Annotated in this window: 37 protein-coding genes; all 37 read left to right on the forward strand. The window is 40.5% G+C overall.

Annotated elements, in window-relative coordinates; translation table 11 throughout:
- Positions 1 to 9: 9 nt before the first annotated feature.
- The 37 genes from rpoC (at position 10) to rplQ (ending at position 24,163) form a co-directional block, all read left to right on the forward strand.
- On the forward strand, positions 10 to 3,615 hold the full coding sequence (rpoC, locus tag MHB53_RS16580) for a DNA-directed RNA polymerase subunit beta' (RefSeq protein ID WP_340920359.1): 3,606 nt from the start codon (positions 10 to 12) through the stop codon (positions 3,613 to 3,615).
- 230 nt (positions 3,616 to 3,845) lie between these two features.
- Positions 3,846 to 4,094, forward strand: coding sequence for a 50S ribosomal protein L7ae-like protein (locus MHB53_RS16585; protein WP_340920362.1), 249 nt, complete (start codon positions 3,846 to 3,848; stop codon positions 4,092 to 4,094).
- Between the two features lie 103 nt (positions 4,095 to 4,197).
- A complete protein-coding gene (gene rpsL / locus MHB53_RS16590; RefSeq protein ID WP_340920364.1) occupies positions 4,198 to 4,617 on the forward strand; it encodes a 30S ribosomal protein S12 in 420 nt (139 codons plus the stop codon).
- Between the two features lie 41 nt (positions 4,618 to 4,658).
- A complete protein-coding gene (rpsG, locus tag MHB53_RS16595; protein ID WP_340920366.1) occupies positions 4,659 to 5,129 on the forward strand; it encodes a 30S ribosomal protein S7 in 471 nt (156 codons plus the stop codon).
- Positions 5,130 to 5,183: 54 nt separating this feature from the next.
- Positions 5,184 to 7,262 (forward strand): elongation factor G, encoded by a 2,079-nt coding sequence (gene fusA / locus MHB53_RS16600; protein ID WP_340920367.1) that lies wholly within the window; start codon positions 5,184 to 5,186, stop codon positions 7,260 to 7,262.
- A gap of 128 nt (positions 7,263 to 7,390) precedes the next feature.
- A complete protein-coding gene (gene tuf / locus MHB53_RS16605; protein ID WP_340920370.1) occupies positions 7,391 to 8,578 on the forward strand; it encodes an elongation factor Tu in 1,188 nt (395 codons plus the stop codon).
- Between the two features lie 442 nt (positions 8,579 to 9,020).
- Complete coding sequence (gene rpsJ / locus MHB53_RS16610) at positions 9,021 to 9,329, forward strand: 30S ribosomal protein S10 (protein ID WP_340920372.1); 309 nt, start codon at positions 9,021 to 9,023, stop codon at positions 9,327 to 9,329.
- Positions 9,330 to 9,365: 36 nt separating this feature from the next.
- Positions 9,366 to 9,995 carry a 50S ribosomal protein L3 gene (gene rplC, locus MHB53_RS16615; protein WP_340920375.1) on the forward strand — a complete coding sequence of 210 codons (630 nt, stop codon included), beginning with the start codon at positions 9,366 to 9,368 and terminating at the stop codon, positions 9,993 to 9,995.
- Between the two features lie 28 nt (positions 9,996 to 10,023).
- Positions 10,024 to 10,647: a 50S ribosomal protein L4 gene (gene rplD / locus MHB53_RS16620; RefSeq protein WP_340920376.1), complete on the forward strand. Its 624-nt coding sequence runs from the start codon at positions 10,024 to 10,026 to the stop codon at positions 10,645 to 10,647.
- On the forward strand, positions 10,644 to 10,931 hold the full coding sequence (gene rplW / locus MHB53_RS16625; protein ID WP_340924786.1) for a 50S ribosomal protein L23: 288 nt from the start codon (positions 10,644 to 10,646) through the stop codon (positions 10,929 to 10,931). The genes rplD and rplW overlap by 4 nt, the downstream gene beginning before the upstream one ends.
- 37 nt (positions 10,932 to 10,968) lie before the next feature.
- On the forward strand, positions 10,969 to 11,802 hold the full coding sequence (rplB, locus tag MHB53_RS16630; RefSeq protein WP_340920378.1) for a 50S ribosomal protein L2: 834 nt from the start codon (positions 10,969 to 10,971) through the stop codon (positions 11,800 to 11,802).
- A gap of 57 nt (positions 11,803 to 11,859) precedes the next feature.
- Positions 11,860 to 12,138: a 30S ribosomal protein S19 gene (gene rpsS, locus MHB53_RS16635; RefSeq protein ID WP_340920380.1), complete on the forward strand. Its 279-nt coding sequence runs from the start codon at positions 11,860 to 11,862 to the stop codon at positions 12,136 to 12,138.
- A 19-nt stretch (positions 12,139 to 12,157) separates the two neighbouring features.
- Entirely contained in the window at positions 12,158 to 12,499 is a 342-nt protein-coding gene (gene rplV / locus MHB53_RS16640; protein WP_340920382.1) for a 50S ribosomal protein L22, read from the forward strand.
- Positions 12,500 to 12,502: 3 nt separating this feature from the next.
- On the forward strand, positions 12,503 to 13,159 hold the full coding sequence (rpsC, locus tag MHB53_RS16645; protein ID WP_340920385.1) for a 30S ribosomal protein S3: 657 nt from the start codon (positions 12,503 to 12,505) through the stop codon (positions 13,157 to 13,159).
- 2 nt (positions 13,160 to 13,161) lie between these two features.
- On the forward strand, positions 13,162 to 13,596 hold the full coding sequence (rplP, locus tag MHB53_RS16650) for a 50S ribosomal protein L16 (protein WP_066145233.1): 435 nt from the start codon (positions 13,162 to 13,164) through the stop codon (positions 13,594 to 13,596).
- Positions 13,586 to 13,789 carry a 50S ribosomal protein L29 gene (rpmC, locus tag MHB53_RS16655; RefSeq protein ID WP_066145236.1) on the forward strand — a complete coding sequence of 68 codons (204 nt, stop codon included), beginning with the start codon at positions 13,586 to 13,588 and terminating at the stop codon, positions 13,787 to 13,789. Before rplP ends, rpmC begins: the two co-directional genes overlap by 11 nt.
- 19 nt (positions 13,790 to 13,808) lie before the next feature.
- Positions 13,809 to 14,072 carry a 30S ribosomal protein S17 gene (gene rpsQ / locus MHB53_RS16660; protein ID WP_340920394.1) on the forward strand — a complete coding sequence of 88 codons (264 nt, stop codon included), beginning with the start codon at positions 13,809 to 13,811 and terminating at the stop codon, positions 14,070 to 14,072.
- Between the two features lie 42 nt (positions 14,073 to 14,114).
- Positions 14,115 to 14,483 (forward strand): 50S ribosomal protein L14, encoded by a 369-nt coding sequence (rplN, locus tag MHB53_RS16665; protein ID WP_066145242.1) that lies wholly within the window; start codon positions 14,115 to 14,117, stop codon positions 14,481 to 14,483.
- A 36-nt stretch (positions 14,484 to 14,519) separates the two neighbouring features.
- Positions 14,520 to 14,867 carry a 50S ribosomal protein L24 gene (rplX, locus tag MHB53_RS16670; protein ID WP_340920396.1) on the forward strand — a complete coding sequence of 116 codons (348 nt, stop codon included), beginning with the start codon at positions 14,520 to 14,522 and terminating at the stop codon, positions 14,865 to 14,867.
- Between the two features lie 19 nt (positions 14,868 to 14,886).
- Positions 14,887 to 15,426, forward strand: coding sequence for a 50S ribosomal protein L5 (gene rplE, locus MHB53_RS16675; protein ID WP_340920398.1), 540 nt, complete (start codon positions 14,887 to 14,889; stop codon positions 15,424 to 15,426).
- 24 nt (positions 15,427 to 15,450) lie between these two features.
- Positions 15,451 to 15,636 carry a 30S ribosomal protein S14 gene (rpsN, locus tag MHB53_RS16680; RefSeq protein ID WP_066145251.1) on the forward strand — a complete coding sequence of 62 codons (186 nt, stop codon included), beginning with the start codon at positions 15,451 to 15,453 and terminating at the stop codon, positions 15,634 to 15,636.
- Between the two features lie 29 nt (positions 15,637 to 15,665).
- Complete coding sequence (rpsH, locus tag MHB53_RS16685) at positions 15,666 to 16,064, forward strand: 30S ribosomal protein S8 (protein WP_340920400.1); 399 nt, start codon at positions 15,666 to 15,668, stop codon at positions 16,062 to 16,064.
- 30 nt (positions 16,065 to 16,094) lie between these two features.
- Complete coding sequence (gene rplF, locus MHB53_RS16690; protein ID WP_340920403.1) at positions 16,095 to 16,631, forward strand: 50S ribosomal protein L6; 537 nt, start codon at positions 16,095 to 16,097, stop codon at positions 16,629 to 16,631.
- 33 nt (positions 16,632 to 16,664) lie between these two features.
- Complete coding sequence (gene rplR, locus MHB53_RS16695; protein ID WP_340920405.1) at positions 16,665 to 17,027, forward strand: 50S ribosomal protein L18; 363 nt, start codon at positions 16,665 to 16,667, stop codon at positions 17,025 to 17,027.
- A gap of 23 nt (positions 17,028 to 17,050) precedes the next feature.
- Positions 17,051 to 17,551 (forward strand): 30S ribosomal protein S5, encoded by a 501-nt coding sequence (rpsE, locus tag MHB53_RS16700; protein WP_340920407.1) that lies wholly within the window; start codon positions 17,051 to 17,053, stop codon positions 17,549 to 17,551.
- Positions 17,552 to 17,564: 13 nt separating this feature from the next.
- Positions 17,565 to 17,747, forward strand: coding sequence for a 50S ribosomal protein L30 (gene rpmD, locus MHB53_RS16705; protein WP_340920409.1), 183 nt, complete (start codon positions 17,565 to 17,567; stop codon positions 17,745 to 17,747).
- Positions 17,748 to 17,777: 30 nt separating this feature from the next.
- Positions 17,778 to 18,218 (forward strand): 50S ribosomal protein L15, encoded by a 441-nt coding sequence (gene rplO, locus MHB53_RS16710; RefSeq protein ID WP_340920412.1) that lies wholly within the window; start codon positions 17,778 to 17,780, stop codon positions 18,216 to 18,218.
- Positions 18,218 to 19,510: a preprotein translocase subunit SecY gene (secY, locus tag MHB53_RS16715; protein ID WP_340920414.1), complete on the forward strand. Its 1,293-nt coding sequence runs from the start codon at positions 18,218 to 18,220 to the stop codon at positions 19,508 to 19,510. The genes rplO and secY overlap by 1 nt, the downstream gene beginning before the upstream one ends.
- Before the next feature lie 64 nt (positions 19,511 to 19,574).
- Positions 19,575 to 20,225: an adenylate kinase gene (locus tag MHB53_RS16720; RefSeq protein ID WP_340920415.1), complete on the forward strand. Its 651-nt coding sequence runs from the start codon at positions 19,575 to 19,577 to the stop codon at positions 20,223 to 20,225.
- Positions 20,225 to 20,971 (forward strand): type I methionyl aminopeptidase, encoded by a 747-nt coding sequence (map, locus tag MHB53_RS16725; RefSeq protein ID WP_340920418.1) that lies wholly within the window; start codon positions 20,225 to 20,227, stop codon positions 20,969 to 20,971. Before MHB53_RS16720 ends, map begins: the two co-directional genes overlap by 1 nt.
- Before the next feature lie 15 nt (positions 20,972 to 20,986).
- Positions 20,987 to 21,313 (forward strand): KOW domain-containing RNA-binding protein, encoded by a 327-nt coding sequence (locus MHB53_RS16730; protein WP_340920420.1) that lies wholly within the window; start codon positions 20,987 to 20,989, stop codon positions 21,311 to 21,313.
- On the forward strand, positions 21,291 to 21,509 hold the full coding sequence (infA, locus tag MHB53_RS16735) for a translation initiation factor IF-1 (RefSeq protein WP_066145280.1): 219 nt from the start codon (positions 21,291 to 21,293) through the stop codon (positions 21,507 to 21,509). The genes MHB53_RS16730 and infA overlap by 23 nt, the downstream gene beginning before the upstream one ends.
- A gap of 36 nt (positions 21,510 to 21,545) precedes the next feature.
- On the forward strand, positions 21,546 to 21,659 hold the full coding sequence (gene rpmJ / locus MHB53_RS16740) for a 50S ribosomal protein L36 (RefSeq protein WP_016205879.1): 114 nt from the start codon (positions 21,546 to 21,548) through the stop codon (positions 21,657 to 21,659).
- Positions 21,660 to 21,679: 20 nt separating this feature from the next.
- The gene (rpsM, locus tag MHB53_RS16745; RefSeq protein ID WP_340920453.1) at positions 21,680 to 22,045 is read left to right on the forward strand and encodes a 30S ribosomal protein S13; all 366 of its coding nucleotides are present in this window, start codon (positions 21,680 to 21,682) and stop codon (positions 22,043 to 22,045) included.
- Between the two features lie 25 nt (positions 22,046 to 22,070).
- A complete protein-coding gene (gene rpsK / locus MHB53_RS16750) occupies positions 22,071 to 22,460 on the forward strand; it encodes a 30S ribosomal protein S11 (RefSeq protein ID WP_066145285.1) in 390 nt (129 codons plus the stop codon).
- 183 nt (positions 22,461 to 22,643) lie between these two features.
- Entirely contained in the window at positions 22,644 to 23,588 is a 945-nt protein-coding gene (locus MHB53_RS16755) for a DNA-directed RNA polymerase subunit alpha (RefSeq protein WP_340920457.1), read from the forward strand.
- Positions 23,589 to 23,800: 212 nt separating this feature from the next.
- Positions 23,801 to 24,163 (forward strand): 50S ribosomal protein L17, encoded by a 363-nt coding sequence (gene rplQ, locus MHB53_RS16760; RefSeq protein ID WP_340920460.1) that lies wholly within the window; start codon positions 23,801 to 23,803, stop codon positions 24,161 to 24,163.
- The last annotated feature ends 189 nt before the right edge of the window (positions 24,164 to 24,352 follow it).

Consider the following 24,352-nt stretch of genomic DNA (forward strand, 5'->3'; position numbering starts at 1 on the left):
GTAGGCCCCTTGCTGGATGTAAACAATTTTGAGTATATGAAAATCGGCCTTGCTTCACCGGATAAAATCCGATCCTGGTCTTTTGGGGAAGTTAAAAAGCCGGAAACAATCAACTATCGTACTTTAAAACCGGAAAAAGATGGCTTGTTCTGTGAGCGGATATTCGGTCCTACAAAGGATTGGGAATGTCATTGCGGAAAGTATAAACGTGTTCGCTACAAAGGTGTTGTATGTGATCGCTGTGGAGTAGAAGTAACAAGGTCTAAAGTTCGTCGTGAGCGTATGGGGCATATTGAATTAGCTGCCCCTGTCTCTCACATATGGTATTTCAAGGGAATACCAAGTCGAATGGGACTTATTCTCGATATGTCCCCAAGAGCTCTTGAAGAGATTATCTATTTTGCTTCTTATGTTGTCACTGATGTAGGTGATACAACATTGGATAAAAAACAGTTGCTATCCGAAAGAGAATACCGTGCATATCGCGAGAAATATGGTGCAACATTCCACGCAGCAATGGGTGCGGAAGCAATAAAAAAACTGTTGCAAGATATTGATTTAGAAAAAGAAGTAGGTCAATTAAAAGAAGAATTGAAAACGGCACAAGGTCAACGCCGAACAAGAGCGATAAAACGACTTGAGGTGCTTGAGGCTTTCCGTCATTCTGGTAATTATCCAGACTGGATGGTCTTAGATGTTTTACCGGTTATTCCACCTGAATTACGCCCAATGGTTCAATTGGAAGGTGGCCGCTTTGCAACTTCAGATTTGAACGATTTATACCGTAGGGTTATTAACCGGAATAATCGTTTAAAACGATTATTGGATCTTGGTGCACCGGGAATTATCGTTCAGAACGAGAAACGGATGCTCCAAGAAGCAGTTGATGCCTTGATTGATAATGGTAGAAGAGGCCGTCCAGTTACAGGGCCGGGTAATCGACCATTAAAATCCCTTTCACATATGCTGAAAGGAAAGCAAGGTCGTTTCCGTCAAAACTTATTAGGAAAACGTGTAGACTATTCGGGGCGGTCTGTAATTGTCGTTGGACCAAGCTTGAAGATGTACCAATGCGGTCTTCCGAAAGAAATGGCATTAGAATTATTTAAGCCTTTCGTTATGAAAGAGCTGGTTGAAAAAGGCCTTGCTCATAATATAAAAAGCGCTAAAAGAAAAATAGAACGGGTCCATCCAGAGGTTTGGGATGTACTAGAAGATGTGATACGTGAGCATCCAGTGTTATTAAACCGTGCACCGACGCTTCATAGACTCGGTATCCAAGCGTTTGAACCAACACTTGTTGAAGGAAGAGCAATTCGTCTTCACCCGTTAGTATGTACGGCTTATAACGCTGACTTTGATGGAGACCAAATGGCAGTGCATGTGCCGTTATCTGCAGAAGCACAAGCGGAAGCGCGTATCCTAATGTTGGCGGCTCAAAACATCCTGAACCCGAGAGATGGAAAGCCGGTAGTTACACCATCACAAGATATGGTGCTAGGTAACTACTATCTAACGTTGGAGCGCAAAAATGCTGACGGTGAAGGAATGATCTTCAAAGATACGAACGAAGCGTTGATTGCATATCAAAATGGGTATGTTCATCTTCACACACGAATAGCTATTCATGCGGATTCGTTAATTAATGAAAGATTCACGGAGGAACAGAGAACACAGCTTCTAGTTACGACTGTGGGTAAACTGATCTTTAACGAGATATTGCCGCCGTCATTCCCGTTCATTAACGAACCGACAAATGAAAATTTAGAAGTAAATACACCAGATAAGTACTTTGTAGAACCTTCAACAAACGTGCCAGAGTTTATTAAACAACAGCCGCTTATTGAACCGTTCAAAAAGAAAATTCTTGGTAATATTATTGCGGAGATCTTCAAGCGATTCCACATCACTGAAACATCAAAAATGCTGGATCGCATGAAAAATCTTGGATTTAAGTACTCAACAAAAGCTGGTATCACTGTAGGGGTTTCGGATATTGTCGTGTTAGCTGAAAAAGAGACGCTATTACATGATGCACAAGAAAAAGTTGATAATGTTCTGAAGCAATTCAAACGTGGTCTTATTACGGATGAAGAACGTTATGATCGTGTTATAGCTATATGGAGTGCTGTCAAGGATACGATTCAGAATAAGCTAATGAAAACATTAGATAATCTAAATCCTATTTATATGATGAGTGACTCTGGAGCGAGGGGTAACGCATCTAACTTCACGCAACTTGCGGGTATGCGTGGATTGATGGCTAACCCGGCAGGGCGAATTATTGAGTTACCAATTAAATCAAGTTTCAGAGAAGGTTTAACAGTACTTGAGTACTTTATTTCCACTCATGGTGCTCGTAAAGGGTTAGCTGATACAGCCCTTAAAACGGCTGACTCTGGTTATCTTACTAGAAGACTTGTGGATGTGGCCCAGGATGTAATTATTAGAGAAAATGATTGCGGAACGGACAAAGGATTACTTGTTGCATCGTTGAAAGACGGAACAGAAGTAATTGAACCTTTAGAAGAACGTCTAATTGGGCGATACGCACGTAAGAAAATCGTTCACCCTGAAACAGGTGAAATATTTGTTTCAGAAAATGAATTGATTCATGAAGATTTAGCAAAAGAGATAGTAAATGCAGGAATTGAAGAAGTCTGGATTAGATCTGCATTCACATGTAATACACGTCATGGTGTTTGTAAACAATGTTACGGACGTAACTTGGCAACTGGAACCGTAGTGGACGTAGGAGAAGCAGTAGGAATTATTGCTGCACAATCCATCGGTGAGCCAGGAACCCAATTGACAATGCGTACATTCCATACAGGCGGTGTAGCTGGGGACGATATAACTCAAGGTCTTCCAAGGATTCAGGAGTTGTTTGAGGCTCGTAATCCGAAAGGTCAAGCAGTTATCACTGAAATTTCTGGTGTCGTTACGGCAATTACAGAGGGACGCGATCGCCAACAAGAAATTGTTGTACAGAGCGAAATCGAAAGCCGCACATATAATGCTCCTTACTCGGCTCGCTTAAAAGTAGCGGTTAATGACGAAGTGGCACGCGGTGAAGAAATGACTGAAGGATCAATTGATCCGAAGGAACTTCTACGAGTTCGAGATGTTTCTGCAGTACAAGAATATTTGCTATTGGAAGTTCAAAAAGTATATCGTATGCAAGGTGTAGAAATTGGCGATAAGCACGTAGAAGTAATGGTTCGCCAAATGCTTAGAAAAGTGCGAGTGGCTGATGCTGGTGAGACAACTGTATTACCTGGAACATTGCTAGATGTACATCAGTTTACTGATGCGAACGAAAAAGCTTTGCTTAGTGGTAAACAACCAGCAACAGGCCGCCCGGTATTACTTGGGATTACAAAAGCATCACTTGAGACAGATTCATTCTTATCTGCTGCATCTTTCCAAGAAACGACACGTGTTCTAACGGATGCTGCAATTAAAGGTAAGACAGATGAATTGCTTGGTTTAAAAGAAAATGTCATTATCGGTAAACTAGTTCCAGCGGGAACCGGTATGCAACGTTATCGAAAAGCAATCTCTATCATGGCGGGAGAAGAACTACCGAACGCTGAAAGAGATGCGAATGCATAAGCTCAATACAATTAAGGTGCGGAGATAGTTTACTGGCCAAATTAGCAGGTGGACTTGTAATCTCGAGGGCTAGATGTTAAAGCTAAAGGGTATCTAAAACATATGCGCCGGCGAAAAGCCGGCGTATAATTTAAAAATATATGTTGATATCTATTGACATTAGAAATTTCAGATGTTACTATATTCAAGGTGCTCCTATCATTAACCTGTTACTTTGGAGGATATGCAAAATGTCTTATGAAAAAGTGTTACAGGCATCAAATCTAATCGTAGGAACGAAACAAACAGTAAGAGCTCTCAAATCTGGGCATGTGAAGGAAGTTTTCGTGGCTCTGGATGCAGATCCTCGTATTACGGACAATATAATTTTTATAGCTAATGAAATGGATGTACCTATTATAAAAGTGGATTCCATGAAAAAGCTTGGAAAAGCATGCGGTATTGATGTAAGAGCAACAACTGTTGCCATTATCCAATAGAGGTGTTTTTGCAGATCAATAGACTGTGAAAACTTGTTTTTTGCCCTAAAAAGAACCACCTGGATGTGTGGGCTTAAGAAAAAGAACGAAAGGAGGAATAATCATGCCTACTATTAATCAACTAGTGCGTAAACCAAGGAAGACTAAATCAACTACTTCCGATTCACCTGCACTTAATAAAGGCTATAACAGCTTCAAAAAAGCGAATACGAATGTATCTTCACCTCAAAAACGTGGTGTTTGTACTCGTGTTGGTACAATGACACCGAAGAAGCCGAACTCGGCCCTTCGTAAATATGCTCGTGTGCGTTTGACTAACGGAATCGAGGTAACAGCTTATATTCCGGGAATTGGTCATAACCTACAAGAACATAGTGTTGTGCTCATTCGTGGAGGTCGTGTAAAAGACTTACCGGGTGTACGTTATCACATCGTTCGTGGTGCACTTGACACTGCTGGTGTTGAAAATCGTAAACAAAGCCGTTCTAAATATGGCGCAAAGCGTCCAAAAGCAAAAAAGTAAATCATTGAAACTCATAGTTTCGTTTGAAAGGAGGAAATATAATGCCACGAAAAGGTCCTGTTACAAAAAGAGATGTGTTACCTGATCCGATACACAATTCAAAGATCGTTACACGTTTAATTAATAAATTAATGGTAGATGGAAAAAGAGGTAAAGCTCAATCTATTATCTATTCTGCATTCGATATTATCCAAGAACGTTCGGGTAAAGATGCAATGGAAGTATTTGATCAAGCCCTTAAAAACATCATGCCAGTTTTAGAAGTAAAAGCACGCCGAGTTGGTGGAGCGAATTATCAAGTACCAGTTGAAGTTCGTCCTGAACGACGTTCAACACTTGGACTTCGTTGGTTAGTAAGCTTCTCACGCAAGCGCGGAGAGAAAACGATGGAAGAGCGTCTTGCTAATGAGATCCTAGATGCTGCAAATAATACTGGTGCAGCTGTTAAAAAACGTGAAGAAACGCATAAAATGGCGGAAGCAAATAAAGCATTTGCTCATTATCGCTGGTAATTTGCTCTAAAAGAGTTATCAATTCATTTTCATCCCAGGAAGGAGAAATACGAGATGGCTAGAGAGTTCTCCTTAGAAAAGACGCGTAATATCGGAATTATGGCTCATATTGATGCCGGTAAAACAACAACAACCGAGCGTATACTTTTCTATACAGGACGCATTCATAAAATTGGGGAAACTCATGAAGGTGCGTCGCAAATGGACTGGATGGAACAGGAACAGGAACGCGGTATCACTATTACTTCTGCGGCAACAACTGCACAATGGAATGGCCACCGTGTTAACATCATCGATACACCTGGACACGTAGACTTCACTGTAGAAGTTGAACGTTCATTACGTGTACTTGATGGTGCTGTAACTGTACTTGACGCTCAATCGGGCGTTGAACCACAAACTGAAACAGTTTGGCGCCAAGCTACTACTTATGGCGTTCCGCGTATTGTATTCGTTAATAAAATGGACAAAACAGGTGCTGACTTCCTTTACTCAGTGAAAACAATTCATGAGCGCTTGATGGCAAACGCTCATCCAATCCAACTTCCGATTGGTGCAGAAGACACTTTTAAAGGTATGGTGGATCTCGTAGAAATGAAAGCTTGGTTTTACGAGGGAGACGAGGCACTTGATGCTGTTGAGGGAGAAATCCCAGAAGATCTTCAAGAACAAGCAGAAGAGCTTCGCGGAAGATTAATTGAAGCTGTAGCTGATTTTGATGAAGATTTAATGATGAAATATCTCGAAGGAGAAGAAATCTCCAACGAAGAGTTAAAAGCTGCAATTCGTGAAGCGACACTGAAAGTAGAATTCTATCCAGTGTTATGTGGAACTGCTTTTAAAAACAAAGGTGTTCAAAAGATGCTTGATGCAGTAATAGATTACTTACCAGCTCCAACTGACATCCTTCCTATGAAGGGTACTGTTCCTGGCACAGACGAAGAAGTAACTCGCCCTGCTGATGATAGTGCACCATTTTCAGCACTTGCATTTAAAGTTATGACTGACCCGTTTGTTGGACGTCTTACATTCTTCCGTGTATATTCTGGAACATTGGTCTCTGGATCATACGTTCAGAACTCTACGAAGGGTAAACGTGAACGAATTGGTCGTATCTTACAAATGCACGCTAACCATCGTGAAGAAATTACTAATGCATACAGCGGAGACATCGCTGCTGCAGTTGGCTTAAAAGACACTGGTACAGGTGATACTTTATGTGATGAAAAGAATTTAGTTATTCTTGAGTCTATGGAATTCCCTGAACCTGTTATCTCGGTTGCAATTGAGCCAAAATCAAAAGCGGACCAAGATAAAATGGGTACAGCGCTTGGAAAGCTTCAGGAAGAAGATCCGACATTCCGTGCGGAAACAAACCCTGAAACTGGTCAAGTTGTCATTTCGGGAATGGGTGAGCTTCACCTTGACGTTCTAGTTGACCGTATGAGACGAGAATTTAAAGTAGAAGCAAATGTAGGTGCACCACAGGTTTCTTATCGTGAAACGTTCCGTACAACTGCGGAAGTTGAAGGTAAGTTTATCCGTCAATCTGGTGGACGTGGACAATTTGGACACGTTTGGATTGAATTCTCTCCAAATGAAGAAGGGAAAGGCTTTGAGTTTGTCAACGGTATTGTCGGAGGGGTTGTTCCACGTGAATATGTCCCTGCTGTACAAGCTGGTCTAGAAGATTCAATGTCTAACGGTGTTATAGCCGGCTATCCACTGATTGATGTTAAGGCAAAACTATTTGATGGTTCATACCATGACGTTGACTCAAACGAGATGGCATTTAAAATTGCTGCTTCTATGGCGCTTAAAAATGCAGCGAAGAAATGTAACCCTGTATTGTTAGAGCCACTGGTAAGCGTTGAAATTACAATGCCTGAAGAATACCTTGGGGATATCATGGGTGATATCACTTCACGTCGTGGACGCGTAGATGGTATGGAAGCTCGTGGAAATGCGCAAGTTGTACATGCATTTGTGCCACTTGCTGAAATGTTTGGATATGCAACATCCCTTCGTTCTAATACACAAGGACGTGGAACATATTCTATGCAATTTGATCATTACGAAGAAGTGCCAAAATCAATTGCAGAAGAAATTATTAAAAAGAATAGCGGACAATAATTGATTTAAAACCGTTAATCGAGTATAACTACTATTAGATATGCATTGTGTGGCTTTATGGTTGACTCGTCAGCTTTAAAGCGCACACGCATCATTACTATTTTCTTAATTTAAAGGAGGATTTTCAAATGGGTAAGGAAAAATTTGATCGTTCCAAGGAACATGCGAATATTGGTACTCTAGGTCACGTTGACCATGGTAAAACAACTTTAACTGCTGCAATCACTACGGTTCTTGCTAAACGTTCAGGCGGAGATGCAAAAGGATACGACATGATTGACAATGCTCCAGAAGAACGCGAACGTGGAATTACAATTTCCACTTCACACGTAGAATACGAAACTGAAAAGCGTCACTATGCACACGTAGACTGCCCAGGTCACGCTGACTATGTGAAAAACATGATTACTGGTGCTGCGCAAATGGACGGAGCTATCCTTGTAGTATCTGCTGCAGATGGTCCAATGCCACAAACTCGTGAGCATATCCTTCTTTCTCGTCAAGTTGGTGTTCCATACTTCGTAGTATTTATGAATAAATGTGACATGGTTGATGATGAAGAACTTCTAGAATTAGTAGAAATGGAGATCCGTGACCTTCTTTCAGATTACGACTTCCCTGGCGACGACATTCCTGTTGTTAAAGGTTCTGCTCTTAAAGCACTAGAAGGAGAAGCTGAGTGGGAAGAAAAAGTTATCGAATTGATGGCTGCTGTTGACGAATATATCCCAACTCCAACACGTCAAACTGACAAACCATTCATGATGCCAATTGAGGATGTATTCTCAATCACTGGTCGTGGAACAGTTGCAACAGGTCGTGTAGAGCGTGGACAAGTTAAAGTCGGTGAAGAAGTAGAAATCATCGGACTTCAAGAAGAAAACAAAAAAGTTGTTGTTACTGGAGTAGAAATGTTCCGTAAACTTCTTGACTATGCAGAAGCTGGTGACAACATTGGAGCACTACTTCGTGGTGTGGCTCGTGAAGATATCCAACGTGGTCAAGTTTTGGCTAAGCCTGGTACAATCACTCCACATACAAAGTTTAAAGCGGAAGTTTATGTTCTTTCAAAAGATGAAGGTGGACGTCATACTCCATTCTTCACTAACTACCGCCCACAATTCTACTTCCGTACTACGGATGTAACAGGAATTTGTAATCTTCCTGAAGGAGTAGAAATGGTAATGCCTGGAGACAACGTTGAAATGACTGTTGAACTTATCTCTGCAATCGCGATTGAAGAAGGTACTAAATTCTCAATCCGTGAAGGTGGACGTACAGTAGGCGCTGGCGTTGTAGCAACAATCCAAGCGTAATAAATGAATGTATTGAAAGAGCAAATGGACTTTAATCCATTTGCTCTTTCTTTTTGAATCAAAAGAGAAAATACATAAATATATACTTTGTTTAACTTTGATGAGCATGAACTAATGATTATATCTAAGAACTGTTAATCAGTATTCTAGCTATTGAATTTGAAAAGACAACTCTTTTATATGATTATTAAGTGCATAGTTAAATAGGACTTGATTTTGCCTGCCTAACTCTGTATAATTGTAGGGGTGTGAAAGTGTAAATGTATGTTGTAAAAAAAATCTTGCATCTGCTTTATATTTTCTGTATAATAGACAACGTTGGTCTTTGACTGCAATGAAATGGAAGGTTGCTGACACACCCGGCCGCTTTGCCATGGCGAGTGTGTGGGAAATTTCCATGGAGTATGTCTATTTTAAAAATAGGCGAAAAGGAGGGAAAGTAATGGCAAAACAAAAGATTCGTATCAGATTGAAGGCATATGATCACAGAATTCTAGATCAGTCAGCAGAAAAAATCGTTGAAACAGCAAAACGTTCGGGTGCAAATGTCTCAGGGCCGATTCCGTTGCCAACTGAGAAAAGCATTTACACGATCCTTCGTGCGGTGCACAAATATAAGGATTCACGTGAGCAGTTTGAAATGCGCACACATAAACGTCTAATTGATATCATCAACCCTACACCACAAACAGTAGACTCATTGATGAGATTGGACCTGCCGTCAGGCGTTGACATTGAAATTAAACTTTAATAAATAAATGATAGATATTAACAGGAGGTGTGACTTATGACCAAAGGAATCTTAGGTAGAAAAATTGGTATGACGCAGGTTTTTGCTGAAAACGGAGAATTAATTCCGGTAACAGTAATCGAAGCTGCTCCAAACGTAGTTCTTCAAAAGAAAACAATTGAAACTGATGGATATGAAGCAGTTCAGTTTGGTTTTGATGATAAGCGTGAAAAGCTTGCTAACAAGCCAGCTAAAGGACATTTTGCGAAAGCAAACTCTACTCCTAAGCGCTTCATCCGTGAATTTAACGGACTAAACGTAGATGAGTACGAAGTTGGTCAAGAAGTCAAAGTTGATATATTTGCAGAAGGCGATGTAGTAGATGTATCAGGAATTTCTAAAGGTAAAGGATTCCAAGGTGTTATTAAACGCCACGGACAATCTCGCGGACCTATGTCCCATGGTTCTCGTTTCCATCGTCGACCAGGTTCAATGGGTGCTGTAGATGGTGCGCGCGTGTTTAAACAAAAATTATTGCCAGGACGCATGGGTGGAGAAAGAATTACAATTCAAAACTTACCTATTGTTAAGGTAGATACAGAACGTAACCTGATCTTAGTAAAAGGAAATGTTCCGGGACCTAAAAAGGCTCTAATTGAAATTAAAACAGGAATCAAAGTGAGATAAGAAAAGTTAAAGAAAGGAGGAAATAAGAATGCCGAAAGTAGCATTATATAATCAAGCAGGCTCAAAAGTTGGAGAAATCGAACTCAATGAATCTGTATTTGGTATTGAACCTAACAACGCAGTGTTGTTTGAAGCAATTGTGATGCAAAGAGCTTCATTAAGACAAGGGACTTCTAAAGTGAAAACTCGTGGTGAAGTACGCGGCGGCGGACGTAAACCTTGGCGTCAAAAAGGAACAGGCCGTGCCCGTCAAGGTTCCATTCGTTCACCACAATGGGTTGGCGGCGGTACAGTATTTGGACCGGTTCCACGTAGCTATAGTTATAAACTGCCTAAAAAGGTACGTCGCTTGGCAATTAAGTCTGCTCTTTCTACAAAAATTTCGGAAGAAAGTCTACTAGTATTAGATGCACTATCTTTTGATGCACCAAAAACAAAAGAATTTGCTAATGTGCTTGCTAACCTACCTGTAGGTAAAAAAGCACTAATTATAACTGATACACTCGATGAGAACGTAGCACTTTCAGCAAGAAATATTCCAGGAGTGACTGTGATTGATGCAGGTGCCCTCAACGTGTTAGATGTTGTAGGTCATAACACATTAATCATGACGAAAGCCGCAGTTGAAAAAGTAGAGGAGGTGCTTGGATAATGGATGCACGTGATGTTCTTAAGCGCCCCGTTATTACCGAACGTTCTATGGAGCTGACGGCAGAAAAGAAATATACATTCGAAGTTGATGTAAAGGCGAATAAAACACAAGTGAAAGATGCCGTTGAAAGCATCTTTGGCGTAAAAGTAGCCAAAGTTAACGTATTGAATTACAAAGGCAAGTTTAAGCGTATGGGCCGTTTTGGTGGTTATACAAATAAACGTCGTAAAGCAGTCGTTACTTTAACTCAAGACAGCAAAGAAATCGAATTCTTTGAAGTTTAATATATGCAACAACTAAAAAAGTAGAGGAGGGAAAAAAATGGCGATCAAAAAATACAAACCTACCTCCAACGGACGTCGTAATATGACAAGCTTAGATTTTTCTGACCTTACAACTGATAAACCAGAAAAAACTTTACTTGAGCCACTTCACAGAAAAGGCGGCCGAAACAATCAAGGTAGGACTACAGTTCGTCATCGCGGCGGCGGTCATAAGCGTCAATACAGAGTGATTGACTTTAAACGCGTGAAAGATGGTATACCTGGACGCGTTGCTACAATTGAGTATGATCCGAATCGTTCAGCGAATATTGCTCTTATCCATTATACTGATGGTGAAAAGCGATACATTATAGCACCGAAAAACTTGAAAGTAGGCATGGAAATAATGTCTGGCCCAGAAGCTGACATTAAAGTAGGTAACACACTTCCACTTGCAAACATTCCAGTTGGTACGGTTGTTCATAATATTGAGTTAAAACCAGGTAAAGGTGGACAATTAGTCCGCTCAGCAGGAACATCTGCACAAGTACTTGGTAAAGAAGGAACGAAGTACGTTCTTGTTCGTTTGAACTCAGGTGAGGTACGTATGATTCTTACAACTTGTCGTGCAACTATAGGTCAAGTAGGTAATGAACAACACGAACTTGTTACAATCGGTAAGGCTGGTCGCTCACGTTGGTTGGGTAAAAGACCACATGTCCGTGGTTCTGTTATGAACCCGAACGATCATCCGCACGGTGGTGGGGAAGGACGTACGCCAATTGGTCGTAAGTCACCTGTTACACCATGGGGTAAACCGACACTTGGTTACAAAACGCGTAAGAAAAATAACAAAACAGATAAATTTATTGTACGTCGTCGGAAAAAATAACGGGATTGTCCTACGGTTCAGTGGAGCCGTAGCACAGTTGCGAAGGGAGGTTCAACCATGGGACGTAGCCTTAAAAAAGGGCCTTTTGTAGATGATCACTTAATGAACAAAATCGAGAAATTGAATGAGGTAGACAAGAAACAAGTTGTAAAAACTTGGTCACGTCGTTCGACGATTTTTCCGACATTTATCGGACATACGATTGCAGTCTATGACGGCCGCAAACATGTACCTGTATATATCAGCGAAGATATGGTAGGCCATAAGCTCGGTGAATTTGCACCAACGCGCACATACAGAGGTCATGCCGCAGATGACAAAAAAACAAGACGCTAAATGAGAGGAGGGCATCCCAATGCAAGCAAAAGCTGTTGCAAGAACAGTTAGAATTGCTCCTCGTAAAGCTCGCTTAGTAGTTGATCTTATTCGAGGAAAGCAAGTGGGCGAAGCAGTTGCTATTTTAAAACTAACACCAAGAGCTGCATCACCTATTGTAGAAAAATTATTGAATTCTGCTGTTGCTAACGCAGAACACAATTATGATATGGATATTAATAACTTATTGGTAGCCGAAGTATTTGTTGACGAAGGTCCAACAATGAAACGTTTCCGCCCGCGTGCACAGGGCCGTGCTAGCCAAATTAACAAGCGCACAAGCCACATTACAATTGTGGTATCAGAAAAAAAGGAGGGATAATTCGTGGGTCAAAAAATTAATCCAATTGGTATGCGTATCGGTATAATTCGCGACTGGGAATCAAAATGGTACGCTGAAAAAGATTATGCTACTTTACTGCACGAAGACATCAAGGTTCGTGAATATATTACAAAACGTCTTGTTGATGCATCTGTTTCAAAAATTGAAATTGAGCGCGCAGCAAACCGTATCAATATTTCAATCCACACGGCGAAACCAGGAATGGTTATCGGTAAAGGTGGAAGTGAAGTTGAAGCTCTTCGTAAAGCGTTGAACCAATTAACAAACAAACGAGTTCATATTAATATTATTGAAATTAAAAGAGCAGACCTCGATGCAAAATTGGTTGCTGAGAATATTGCACGCCAATTGGAAAATCGTGTATCTTTCCGTCGTGCGCAAAAACAAGCAATTCAACGTACAATGCGTTCAGGGGCTCAAGGAATTAAAACAATGGTATCCGGTCGTCTAGGCGGAGCAGACATTGCTCGTTCGGAACATTATAGCGAAGGAACAGTTCCACTTCATACACTTCGCGCTGATATAGATTATGCACATGCTGAAGCAGATACAACTTACGGCAAACTCGGCGTCAAAGTATGGATTTATCGTGGAGAGATCCTTCCAGAAAAGAAAAAATCTGTGGAAGGAGGAAAATAATCATGTTAATGCCTAAACGCGTTAAATATCGTCGCGAACATCGCGGAAAAATGCGCGGTCGTGCAAAAGGTGGCACAGAAGTATCTTTTGGTGAATATGGTCTACAGGCTCTAGAAGCTGAATGGATTACTAGTCGTCAAATTGAAGCTGCTAGGATTGCGATGACTCGCTTTATGAAACGTGGCGGTAAAGTTTGGATTAAAATTTTCCCTCACAAACCGTATACAGCTAAACCACTAGAAGTACGTATGGGTTCCGGTAAAGGTGCTCCTGAAGGTTGGGTAGCAGTAGTAAAACCTGGGAAAATCATGTTTGAAATTGCTGGCGTATCAGAAGAGGTGGCACGTGAAGCGCTTCGTCTTGCAGCGCACAAACTTCCTATTAAATGTAAGTTTGTAAAACGAGAAGAAATTGGTGGTGACCGTAATGAAGGCTAAAGAAATCCGTGATTTGACCACTGCCGAAATCGAGCAAAATGTAAAATCTTTGAAGGAAGAACTCTTCAACCTTCGTTTCCAATTGGCAACAGGGCAGCTTGAAAATACTGCTCGCCTTCGCGAAGTTCGTAAAGGTATTGCTCGTGGGAAAACAGTGATTCGTGAGAGAGAACTCGAAGTTAACAATCGATAATTGAGAGGAGGTTTGCAGAATGAGTGAACGCAACCAACGTAAAGTATATACAGGACGCGTTGTTTCCGACAAGATGGATAAGACCGTAACTGTAATGGTTGAAACGCAAAAAAAACATTCTCTGTATGGCAAACGACTAAAGTACTCTAAGAAGTTTAAAGCTCATGACGAGCAAAACGAAGCAAAAATTGGTGATGTAGTACGTATCATGGAGACACGTCCACTGTCAGCAACAAAACGCTTCCGTTTACTAGAGGTCGTTGAGAAGGCAGTTATTATCTAATTAAAGTTTCGGATACATGCTTTCCGAAGGGAGGTAAACTAGATGATTCAACAAGAATCTCGTTTAAAAGTAGCAGATAACTCTGGTGCACGTGAAGTTTTGACAATCAAAGTCTTAGGCGGTTCAGGCCGTAAGACAGCGAATATTGGCGATGTTATCGTCTGTACAGTGAAACAAGCAACACCAGGTGGCGTTGTTAAAAAAGGTGAAATTGTAAAAGCTGTTATTGTTCGTACAAAAACAGGTGCTCGCCGTGTAGACGGTTCTTATATCAAGTTCGACGAAAATGCATGTGTTATCATTCGTGATGATAAAGCACCTCGTGGAACTCGTATCTTTGGCCCTGTAGCACGCGAACTTCGAGATAACAATTTCATGAAAATCGTATCTTTAGCTCCAGAAGTTCTTTAATAAATCAGACTCATCCATTCAAGGAGGTGCGATTCAATGCATGTCAAAAAAGGTGACAAGGTAATGGTTATCACCGGTAAAGATAAAGGTAAAACTGGTACAATTTTAGCTGCGTTCCCTAAGAAGGACCGAGTGTTAGTTGAAGGTGTTAATATTGTTAAAAAACATTCAAAACCTTCACAGGAAAACCCTCAAGGTGGAATCAACAGCCAAGAAGCATCCATTCACATTTCTAACGTGATGATAATAGATCCGAAAACCAATGAACCAACTAGAATTGGTTATAAAAAAGTACAAGTTAAAACAAAAGATGGCGAAAAGTCGGTATCTGTACGAGTAGCCAAAAAATCCGGTGAATTATTGGATAAAGTCAAAACTGTCTAAATGAAGGGAGGTACACGACATGAACCGCCTAAAGGAAAAATTTCAAAAAGAAGTTACTCCTTCTCTTATGAGCAAGTTCAATTATAAATCCGTAATGGAAGTACCGAAATTAGAGAAAATTGTTATTAACATGGGTGTTGGCGACGCTGTTCAAAACGCAAAAGTTTTGGATAATGCTGTCGAAGAATTAACATTGATCACTGGTCAAAAACCAGTTGTTACTAAAGCTAAAAGTTCAATTGCAGGATTTCGTTTACGTGAGGGTATGCCAATCGGCGCAAAAGTTACTCTTCGCGGACAACGTATGTATGAGTTCTTTGATAAGTTAGTTTCCGTATCACTACCACGTGTACGTGACTTCCGTGGAATTTCTAAAAAAGCATTCGACGGACGTGGAAACTATACACTAGGTATTAAAGAACAACTCATCTTCCCTGAGATTGATTATGATAAAGTGAGCAAAGTGCGTGGCATGGATATTGTCATCGTGACAACTGCTAACACTGATGAAGAAGCTCGTGAACTACTGACTGCATTTGGAATGCCGTTCCAAAAGTAATCGCTAAATAAGGGAGGCGAAAACGTGGCTAAAAAATCAATGATCGTGAAACAAAAGCGCACTCCAAAGTTTAAAGTACAAGGATATACTCGCTGCGAACGCTGTGGACGTCCACATTCCGTCATTCGTAAATTTAAACTTTGTCGTATTTGTTTCCGTGAACTTGCATATAAGGGTCAAATTCCTGGCGTTAAAAAAGCCAGCTGGTAAGACCGAAATTGGGAAGGAGGTAAATATAAATGGTTATGACTGATCCAGTTGCAGATTTGCTAACTCGCATTCGTAATGCGAACATGGTCCGTCACGAAAAGTTGGAAATTCCAGCTTCCAATATCAAGAAAGAAATTGCCGAAATCCTCAAACGTGAAGGTTTCGTTCGTGACGTAGAATATATTGAAGATAATAAACAAGGCATCATTCGTATTTTCTTGAAATACGGTGCAAATAACGAACGCGTTATTACAGGCCTTAAACGAATCAGTAAACCTGGTTTACGTGTATACGCAAAAGCTAATGAGGTTCCAAAAGTGCTTAACGGACTTGGTATCGCACTAGTTTCTACTTCTCAAGGCGTAGTGTCTGATAAAGAAGCAAGAGTGAAACAAGTTGGCGGAGAAGTATTGGCATACGTTTGGTAATATTCTTCTGAAGAACGGAGGTGCAGTAAAATGTCTCGTATAGGGAAAAAACCAATTGAAATTCCTGCTGGCGTAACAGTTACTTTAAATGAACAAACAGTAAATGTTAAAGGTCCAAAAGGTGAATTAACTAACACATTTAATTCAGATATGGCGATTAAAATAGAAGCTAACATCATTACGGTTACTAGACCATCTGATGCAAAAGAACATCGTTCTATTCACGGAACTACACGTTCTTTAATTGCAAATATGGTTGAAGGTGTTTCTAAAGGATTCGAAAAAACGTTAGAGCTTGTTGGTGTTGGATATCGTGCCCAAAAACAAGGTAATAAACTTGTTTTGAACGTTGGATATTCTCATCCAGTAGAGTTCGATCCAGATGAAGGCGTTGAAGTCGAAGTTCCGGTTAACACTAAAGTTATCGTTAAAGGCTACAATAAAGAAAAAGTTGGTGCCTTGGCATCTAATATTCGTGCAGTACGTCCTCCAGAGCCTTACAAAGGTAAAGGAATTCGTTACGAAGGTGAAATTGTTCGACGCAAAGAAGGTAAAACAGGTAAATAATGCCGCCTAGGCGCTGAAAGGAGTGACTCGTAAATGATCACTAAGCAAGATAGGAACAAAGTACGCAAAAAAAGACACGCACGTGTTCGTTCGAAATTAAGCGGGACTACACTACGTCCACGTCTAAACGTGTACCGTTCGAATAAAAACATCTACGCTCAATTGATCGATGATGAAAACGGCGTAACATTGGCTAATGCATCTACATTAGATAAAGAAGTGAACATCGAGTCTGCTGGAAATGTTGAAGCGGCTCAAAAAGTTGGCGAATTAATCGCTAAACGAGCAGTAGAAAAAGGTCTAAAATCTGTTGTGTTTGATCGTGGCGGATATTTGTATCACGGACGTGTAAAAGCTCTTGCCGATGCAGCTCGTGAGCATGGCCTTGAATTTTAATCGAAAAAGGAGGGACAAATTAGATGCTTCAAATTGATCCTAACAAACTAGAACTTGAAGAACGCGTTGTTACTGTCAATCGAGTAGCGAAAGTTGTAAAAGGTGGACGTCGTTTCCGCTTTACTGCACTTGTAGTTATCGGTGACAAGAATGGTCACGTTGGTTTTGGCACAGGGAAAGCGCAAGAAGTACCTGACGCAATTCGTAAAGCGATCGAAGACGCTAAGAAAAACTTAGTAGCTGTACCTATCGTAGAAACTACTATTCCACATCAAATCATCGGCCGTTTCGGCGGTGGTCAGATTCTATTGAAGCCGGCTAGTGAAGGTGCTGGTGTTATTGCAGGTGGTCCTGTTCGTGCGGTTCTTGAACTTGCAGGTATTGCAGACATCACTTCAAAATCACTTGGTTCAAGCACTCCAATCAATATGGTACGTGCAACAATGGAAGGCATTAAGAATTTAAAACGTGCTGAGGATGTAGCGAAATTACGTAATAAAACAGTAGAAGAACTGTTAGGTTAAGGAGGGAAACATAATGGCGAATAAACTAGCAATTACCCTCACTCGCAGCGTGATTGGACGTACTGAAGTTCAACGTGACACAGTAAAGGCACTTGGACTACGTAAGTTACATCAAACTGTTGAACATGATGACAACGTAGCGATTCGGGGAATGATTAGTCGAGTTTCCCATCTCATCACTGTTAAAGAGCAATAATTCATATGAAAAAATAAGGAGGTGCCAACAATGAAACTTCATGAGCTAAAACCTGCTGAAGGTTCTCGCAAAGAGCGTAACCGTGTTGGCCGAGGTATCGGTTCAGGCAACGGTAAGACGTCTGGAAGAGGCCACGATGGTCAAAATTCCCGTTCTGGCGGCGGTGTTCGTCTCGGATTCGAAGGTGGTCAAACTCCTCTATTCCAACGTTTACCAAAGCGTGGATTTACAAACATTCATCGCAAAGAGTTTGCTATAGTAAATCTTGATGCACTAAATCGCTTTGATGATGGTACGGAAGTTACACCAGAACTTCTAATCGAAACAGGTGTTGTTCGTAAAGAAAAATACGGAATTAAAATCCTTGCTAATGGCAACATCGAGAAAAAACTAACAGTAAAAGCAAACAAATTTTCCTCTGCTGCTATAGAGGCGATTGAAGCTGCCGGCGGTAAAACTGAGGTGATTTAATGTTTCGGACAATCTCCAATTTTATGCGCGTGGGTGATATAAGAAGAAAAATTATTTTCACCCTGTTAATGTTAATTGTATTTCGTATCGGAGCTTTTATACCAGTTCCTAGTGTTGATGCAAATGTACTTAAAATGCAGGACCAAGCAAGCTTGTTTGGATTCATGAATATCTTTGGCGGAGGCGCCCTGCAAAACTTTTCTATTTTTGCAATGGGGATTATGCCTTATATTACCGCATCCATCATCGTGCAACTTTTGCAAATGGACGTAGTTCCAAAGTTTACAGAGTGGTCTAAACAAGGTGAAGTTGGTCGTCGTAAGCTGGCTCAGTTTACACGATACTTCACCATTGTGCTAGCTTTAATCCAAGCTATGGGCATGTCGTATGGTTTTAATCAGATGACAGGTTTGCAACTCATTAAGAACCCAGGTATTGGTACGTATCTCACTATTGCGATCGTGCTTACAGCGGGAACAGCGTTTCTCATGTGGCTCGGTGAAGAAATAACATCAAAGGGTGTTGGCAACGGAATATCCATCATTATTTTTGCTGGGATTGTTGCAGGCATACCAAACGCTGTAAATTTAATTTATGCTGAACAATTTCAAGGTGCAGGTGAACAACTTTTCTTAAGAATTGTTGTAATGCTGCTAGTGTTACTTGCCATTGTTGCACTCGTAGTTGGTGTCGTTTTTGTTCAACAGGCTTTACGTAAGATTCCGATCCAATATGCTAAGCGCATGGATGGACGCAGTCCGGTTGGCGGACAATCCACTCATTTGCCATTAAAAGTGAATGCGGCTGGGGTTATTCCAGTCATTTTCGCAAGTGCATTTATGGTGACTCCGCAAACGATCACGACGTTTTTTGGTTCTAGTAAGGTTGCAGGTACTATTCAACGTATTTTCGATCATACAGAGCCAATAGGAATGGTTATATTTGTAGCATTAATTCTTGCATTTACTTATTTTTACGCATTTGTTCAAGTTAATCCTGAGCAAGTAGCAGAAAATTTAAAGAAGCAAGGTGGGTATATACCGGGGATTCGTCCTGGGAAAAATACTCAAGACTATTTAACTCGAGTACTATACCGGTTAACCTTTGTAGGAGCAATTTTCTTAGCTGGTATATCTGTTATTCCAGTCTTTTTCATTAAATTTGCAGGATTACCCCAAGCAGCACAAATTGGGGGAACCGGATTGCTAATTGTAGTAGGGGTTGCACTTGATACAATGAAGCAATTAGAAGCCCAGCTAGTGAAGCGACACTACAAAGGCTTCATTAAATAATTGAGATGGTTTAGGAACAATTTGTTTGTTCCTGAATCCATTTAGATGCTTGGGGGCGTTGCGGGTGAACTTAGTATTAATGGGTCTTCCGGGTGCTGGAAAAGGCACGCAGGCCGATAAAATTGTAGGGAAATATGGTGTGCCCCACATTTCAACTGGGGATATGTTCCGACTTGCTATGAAGGAAGGAACAGCGCTAGGTCTAAAAGCTAAGTCCTTTATGGATCAAGGTGAACTTGTTCCGGATGAAGTGACAATTGGTATTGTCCGAGAGCGATTGAGCAAAGAAGATTGCGAAAAAGGTTTTCTGCTTGATGGGTTTCCAAGAACAGTTGCCCAAGCGGAAGCACTTGAAAGCATACTTGCCGATTTAGGTAAGAAGATCGACTATGTTATCAATATAGATGTTGATCAAAGTATTTTGATGGAACGTCTTACAGGTCGACGTATTTGTAAAACTTGTGGTGCTACTTATCATTTAGTATTCAACCCACCGGCGAAAACAGGTATTTGTGATCGTTGTAATGGTGAGTTGTATCAACGACCAGATGATAATGCTGATACAGTTCAAAATCGACTTGATGTAAATGTAAAGCAGACACAGCCATTACTTGATTTTTATAATGCAAAAGGCTATTTGAAAAATATCAATGGACAAAAGCATATTGATCAAGTTTTTTCAAATATTGATGAATTGCTTAAAGGTTTGAAGTAATGATTATTTCAAAAACGCCTCGCGAAATGGAAATCATGCGTGAAGCTGGTAAAATTGTTGCTTTGACTCATCAAGAACTTCAAAAGCATATACAACCAGGAATAACGACGTTAGAACTGGATGCAATTGCTGAAGGGTTTATCAAAAAGCATGATGCCACTCCATCCTTTAAAGGATATAATGGTTTTTCTGGCAGTGTTTGTGCTTCAGTCAATGAAGAGCTTGTACATGGCATACCAGGTAGCCGCATTCTTAAAGATGGTGACATTATTAGTCTTGATATCGGAGCTTATTACAATGGCTACCATGGAGACTCAGCTTGGACGTATCCAGTCGGGACCATTGATGAAGATACTCAAAAACTTTTGGACGTCACAGAAAAATCTCTCTATCTCGGCTTGGAAGAAGCAAAACCAGGCGAACGTCTTTCTAATATATCTCATGCGATTCAAACATTTGTTGAATCACATGGCTTGTCTATTGTTCGTGAATACGTCGGACATGGCATTGGTCAGGATTTGCATGAAGATCCGCAAATTCCTCATTATGGTCCACCTAATAAAGGACCTCGTTTAAAACCCGGCATGGTACTTTGTATTGAACCTATGGTGAATGCTGGAAGTCGCTATGTTAGAACATTGGCGGATAATTGGACCGTCGTTACGATGGACGGAAAAATGTGCGCACATTTCGAGCATACAGTGGCAATAACAGAAACAGGTTACGAGATACTAACAAGAATTTGAGTGCAGGTGATCAAGTTGAATGAGTTTGATTCAACGCATATAGGTCAAATCGTACTTGTTAACAGAGGGCGAGATGCCGGACAATTCGCAGTTATTATCCAACACATCGATGAACGGTTTGTTCTTATTGCGGATGGTGATAAAAGAAAGTTCAATAGTCCAAAGAAGAAGAACATCCAACATCTTACATGTTATGACTATGTTTCGTCGGTCATTCAAAATAGCATGATCGAATCCGGCCGAGTCACAAACGGGAAATTACGGTGGGCACTTGAGAAGTTTGTAGAAGAAGTAGTTGATGAGAAGGGAGACGAATTTGATGGCGAAAGAAGATGTAATTGAAGTAGAAGGTAAAGTAGTAGATACTTTGCCAAACGCAACATTTAAGGTAGAATTAGAAAATGGTCATACGGTACTTGCTCATGTTTCGGGCAAAATCCGCATGCACTTTATTCGCATTCTTCCTGGTGATAGAGTTACTGTAGAATTATCCCCGTATGATTTAACACGCGGAAGAATAACATATCGGTTTAAATAAATAATGCACTCCGGACTACTAAGGAGGTTATAAACAATGAAAGTAAGACCATCAGTAAAGCCAATCTGTGAGAAGTGCAAAATCATTCGCAGAAAAGGTAAAGTCATGGTTATCTGCGAAAACCCAAAACATAAACAAAAACAAGGATAAGAAGGAGGTGCGTTTATACAATGGCACGTATTGCTGGTGTAGACATTCCACGTGAAAAACGTGTAGTAATAGCTTTAACTTACATTTTCGGAATTGGAAAAAATACAGCTTCGAAGATTTTAGCCGAAGCAGGTGTTTCAGAAGATACACGTGTTCGTGATCTTACAGATGATGAACTTGGTAAGATCCGTGATAATATCGATAAATTAAAAGTCGAAGGTGATCTTCGTCGTGACATTTCTTTAAACATCAAACGTTTGATGGAAATTGGCTCATATCGTGGGCTACGTCATCGTCGTGGGCTCCCTGTTCGCGGACAAAACACAAAAAACAATGCTCGTACGCGTAAAGGTCCTAGTAGAGCTGTAGCAGGCAAGAAAAAATAATTTGTAAAGGAGGTTGCTTTCTAACATGGCACGTAAAACTAATACTCGTAAACGTCGTGTGAAAAAGAATATTGAAACTGGTATTGCACACATTCGTTCTACATTTAATAATACAATCGTAACTATTACTGATTCACAAGGTAATGCACTTTCTTGGTCTTCAGCTGGAGCTCTTGGGTTCAGAGGATCACGTAAATCTACTCCATTCGCTGCACAAATGGCTGCTGAAACAGCTGCTAAAACTGGAATGGAACATGGTTTGAAATCACTAGAAGTAACAGTTAAAGGGCCTGGTGCTGGACGTGAAGCTGCTATCCGTGCTTTACAGGCTGCAGGACTTGAAGTTACAGCGATCAGAGATGTAACTCCTGTTCCTCATAACGGATGTCGTCCACCAAAACGTCGTCGTGTTTAATGGTTCTGTATAAATTCTGTATTACTAGGGTATAATTGGGTATTATGTGAATTTATATACGTAGGAATCAATTCTTCAACCAGTTGTTGCACAAGTGGGAATGAACATGGGGAATTTCGGAAAGGTTATTTTCAATATAAAATAAACACCGAGATTTCGACGTTTTGAAGGAGGTATAATTGAATGATCGAAATTGAAAAGCCAAAGATTGAAACGATTGAGATCAGCGATGATGCTAAATACGGAAAATTTGTTGTAGAGCCACTTGAGCGTGGATATGGTACAACGTTAGGTAACTCCTTACGTCGTATATTATTATCTTCTCTTCCAGGAGCGGCTGTCACATCCATTCAGGTGGAAGGTGTTCAACACGAGTTTTCTACAGTTGAAGGCGTCGTTGAAGATGTTACTAATATCATCCTTAACATCAAGAAGTTAGCTTTGAAAGTGTATTCTGATGAGGAAAAAACTTTAGAGATAGATGTACAAGGCGAGGGCATAGTTAAAGCTTCTGATATCATGCATGATAGTGATGTGGAAATTCTTAATCCTGATTTGCATATAGCTACATTAGGTGAGAATGCCAATTTCCGAGTGCGTATGTCAGCAAGACGAGGCCGCGGTTATACACCGGCAGATCAAAACAAACGTGATGATTTACCAATTGGTGTTGTACCAATCGACTCTATTTACACTCCAGTATCGCGTGTAAACTATCAAGTTGAAAATACACGTGTAGGTCAGATGACTAACTACGATAAGCTTTCATTAGATGTTTGGACAGATGGAAGTATTGGCCCGAAAGAAGCAATTTCTTTAGGTGCTAAAATCCTTACAGAGCATTTGAATATTTTCGTTGGTTTAACTGATGAAGCACAAAATGCTGAAATTATGGTAGAAAAGGAAGAAGACCAAAAAGAAAAAGTTCTAGAAATGACAATTGAAGAGCTGGATCTTTCGGTGCGTTCATATAACTGCCTAAAACGAGCGGGAATCAATACGGTTCAAGAGCTGGCTAACAAGACAGAAGAGGACATGATGAAAGTTCGTAACTTAGGAAGAAAATCTTTAGAAGAAGTAAAAGCCAAACTAGAAGATCTAGGTCTTGGACTTCGCAAAGATGACTGACTTTATCTCCTGAAAGAAAATGTTCAAACATTAGCATTCTGTGCGTCGAATTTTGTGGAACGGAGTCTTGAGCACCATAATGTATTTTTAATACGTAAGGCAGTAGAGATGAAGTGATAGAAGATATTCGGCAACCATTTTTCCCGGACTGTTTGAACAACCTCTGAATTGGATGATGACATATACTAATATCAACAAAGGAGGGAAACTTGATGTCTTATAGAAAATTAGGACGTACGAGCTCTCAAAGAAAAGCTATGCTTCGTGATTTAACAACAGATTTAATCATCAGTGAACGCATTGAAACGACAGAAGCACGAGCAAAGGAACTTCGCTCAGTTGTGGAAAAAATGATCACTCTTGGGAAACGCGGAGATTTGCATGCGCGTCGTCAAGCTGCAGCATTCATCCGCAATGAAGTTGCTAATGCTGAATTGAATCAAGATGCAGTTCAAAAGCTTTTTGCTGACATCGCTCCACGTTATTCAGAGCGCCAAGGCGGTTATACTCGTATCATGAAACTTGGACCACGCCGTGGTGACGGTGCTCCAATGGTTATCATCGAATTGGTATAATAGTACAAAGTTGAAAGGGCAGGGCAAATGCTTTGCCCTTTTTCTTAAAAATAATGAAAATCTAGCAGTAAGTACATCGGTTCTATCACATCCGAATAGATATGAAAGCAGTGCCACCTATTGGAAATTAAAGAAGTAGCATGTATCTTTTGTATTGCCGATGTACAGGTAGATTTCGATTTAAAGCTA

Source organism: Bacillus sp. FSL K6-3431 (genome assembly GCF_038002605.1).
Lineage (GTDB): Bacteria > Bacillota > Bacilli > Bacillales > Bacillaceae_C > Lederbergia.

Coding starts and splice junctions, on each gene's coding strand:
- MHB53_RS16585 (WP_340920362.1), top strand. CDS start 3,846: ATGTCTTATGAAAAAGTGTTACAGGCATCAAATCTAATCGTAGGAACG.
- rpsL (WP_340920364.1), top strand. CDS start 4,198: ATGCCTACTATTAATCAACTAGTGCGTAAACCAAGGAAGACTAAATCA.
- rpsG (WP_340920366.1), top strand. CDS start 4,659: ATGCCACGAAAAGGTCCTGTTACAAAAAGAGATGTGTTACCTGATCCG.
- fusA (WP_340920367.1), top strand. CDS start 5,184: ATGGCTAGAGAGTTCTCCTTAGAAAAGACGCGTAATATCGGAATTATG.
- tuf (WP_340920370.1), top strand. CDS start 7,391: ATGGGTAAGGAAAAATTTGATCGTTCCAAGGAACATGCGAATATTGGT.
- rpsJ (WP_340920372.1), top strand. CDS start 9,021: ATGGCAAAACAAAAGATTCGTATCAGATTGAAGGCATATGATCACAGA.
- rplC (WP_340920375.1), top strand. CDS start 9,366: ATGACCAAAGGAATCTTAGGTAGAAAAATTGGTATGACGCAGGTTTTT.
- rplD (WP_340920376.1), top strand. CDS start 10,024: ATGCCGAAAGTAGCATTATATAATCAAGCAGGCTCAAAAGTTGGAGAA.
- rplB (WP_340920378.1), top strand. CDS start 10,969: ATGGCGATCAAAAAATACAAACCTACCTCCAACGGACGTCGTAATATG.
- rpsS (WP_340920380.1), top strand. CDS start 11,860: ATGGGACGTAGCCTTAAAAAAGGGCCTTTTGTAGATGATCACTTAATG.
- rplV (WP_340920382.1), top strand. CDS start 12,158: ATGCAAGCAAAAGCTGTTGCAAGAACAGTTAGAATTGCTCCTCGTAAA.
- rplP (WP_066145233.1), top strand. CDS start 13,162: ATGTTAATGCCTAAACGCGTTAAATATCGTCGCGAACATCGCGGAAAA.
- rpmC (WP_066145236.1), top strand. CDS start 13,586: ATGAAGGCTAAAGAAATCCGTGATTTGACCACTGCCGAAATCGAGCAA.
- rpsQ (WP_340920394.1), top strand. CDS start 13,809: ATGAGTGAACGCAACCAACGTAAAGTATATACAGGACGCGTTGTTTCC.
- rplN (WP_066145242.1), top strand. CDS start 14,115: ATGATTCAACAAGAATCTCGTTTAAAAGTAGCAGATAACTCTGGTGCA.
- rplX (WP_340920396.1), top strand. CDS start 14,520: ATGCATGTCAAAAAAGGTGACAAGGTAATGGTTATCACCGGTAAAGAT.
- rplE (WP_340920398.1), top strand. CDS start 14,887: ATGAACCGCCTAAAGGAAAAATTTCAAAAAGAAGTTACTCCTTCTCTT.
- rpsH (WP_340920400.1), top strand. CDS start 15,666: ATGGTTATGACTGATCCAGTTGCAGATTTGCTAACTCGCATTCGTAAT.
- rplF (WP_340920403.1), top strand. CDS start 16,095: ATGTCTCGTATAGGGAAAAAACCAATTGAAATTCCTGCTGGCGTAACA.
- rplR (WP_340920405.1), top strand. CDS start 16,665: ATGATCACTAAGCAAGATAGGAACAAAGTACGCAAAAAAAGACACGCA.
- rpsE (WP_340920407.1), top strand. CDS start 17,051: ATGCTTCAAATTGATCCTAACAAACTAGAACTTGAAGAACGCGTTGTT.
- rpmD (WP_340920409.1), top strand. CDS start 17,565: ATGGCGAATAAACTAGCAATTACCCTCACTCGCAGCGTGATTGGACGT.
- rplO (WP_340920412.1), top strand. CDS start 17,778: ATGAAACTTCATGAGCTAAAACCTGCTGAAGGTTCTCGCAAAGAGCGT.
- secY (WP_340920414.1), top strand. CDS start 18,218: ATGTTTCGGACAATCTCCAATTTTATGCGCGTGGGTGATATAAGAAGA.
- map (WP_340920418.1), top strand. CDS start 20,225: ATGATTATTTCAAAAACGCCTCGCGAAATGGAAATCATGCGTGAAGCT.
- infA (WP_066145280.1), top strand. CDS start 21,291: ATGGCGAAAGAAGATGTAATTGAAGTAGAAGGTAAAGTAGTAGATACT.
- rpmJ (WP_016205879.1), top strand. CDS start 21,546: ATGAAAGTAAGACCATCAGTAAAGCCAATCTGTGAGAAGTGCAAAATC.
- rpsM (WP_340920453.1), top strand. CDS start 21,680: ATGGCACGTATTGCTGGTGTAGACATTCCACGTGAAAAACGTGTAGTA.
- rpsK (WP_066145285.1), top strand. CDS start 22,071: ATGGCACGTAAAACTAATACTCGTAAACGTCGTGTGAAAAAGAATATT.
- MHB53_RS16755 (WP_340920457.1), top strand. CDS start 22,644: ATGATCGAAATTGAAAAGCCAAAGATTGAAACGATTGAGATCAGCGAT.
- rplQ (WP_340920460.1), top strand. CDS start 23,801: ATGTCTTATAGAAAATTAGGACGTACGAGCTCTCAAAGAAAAGCTATG.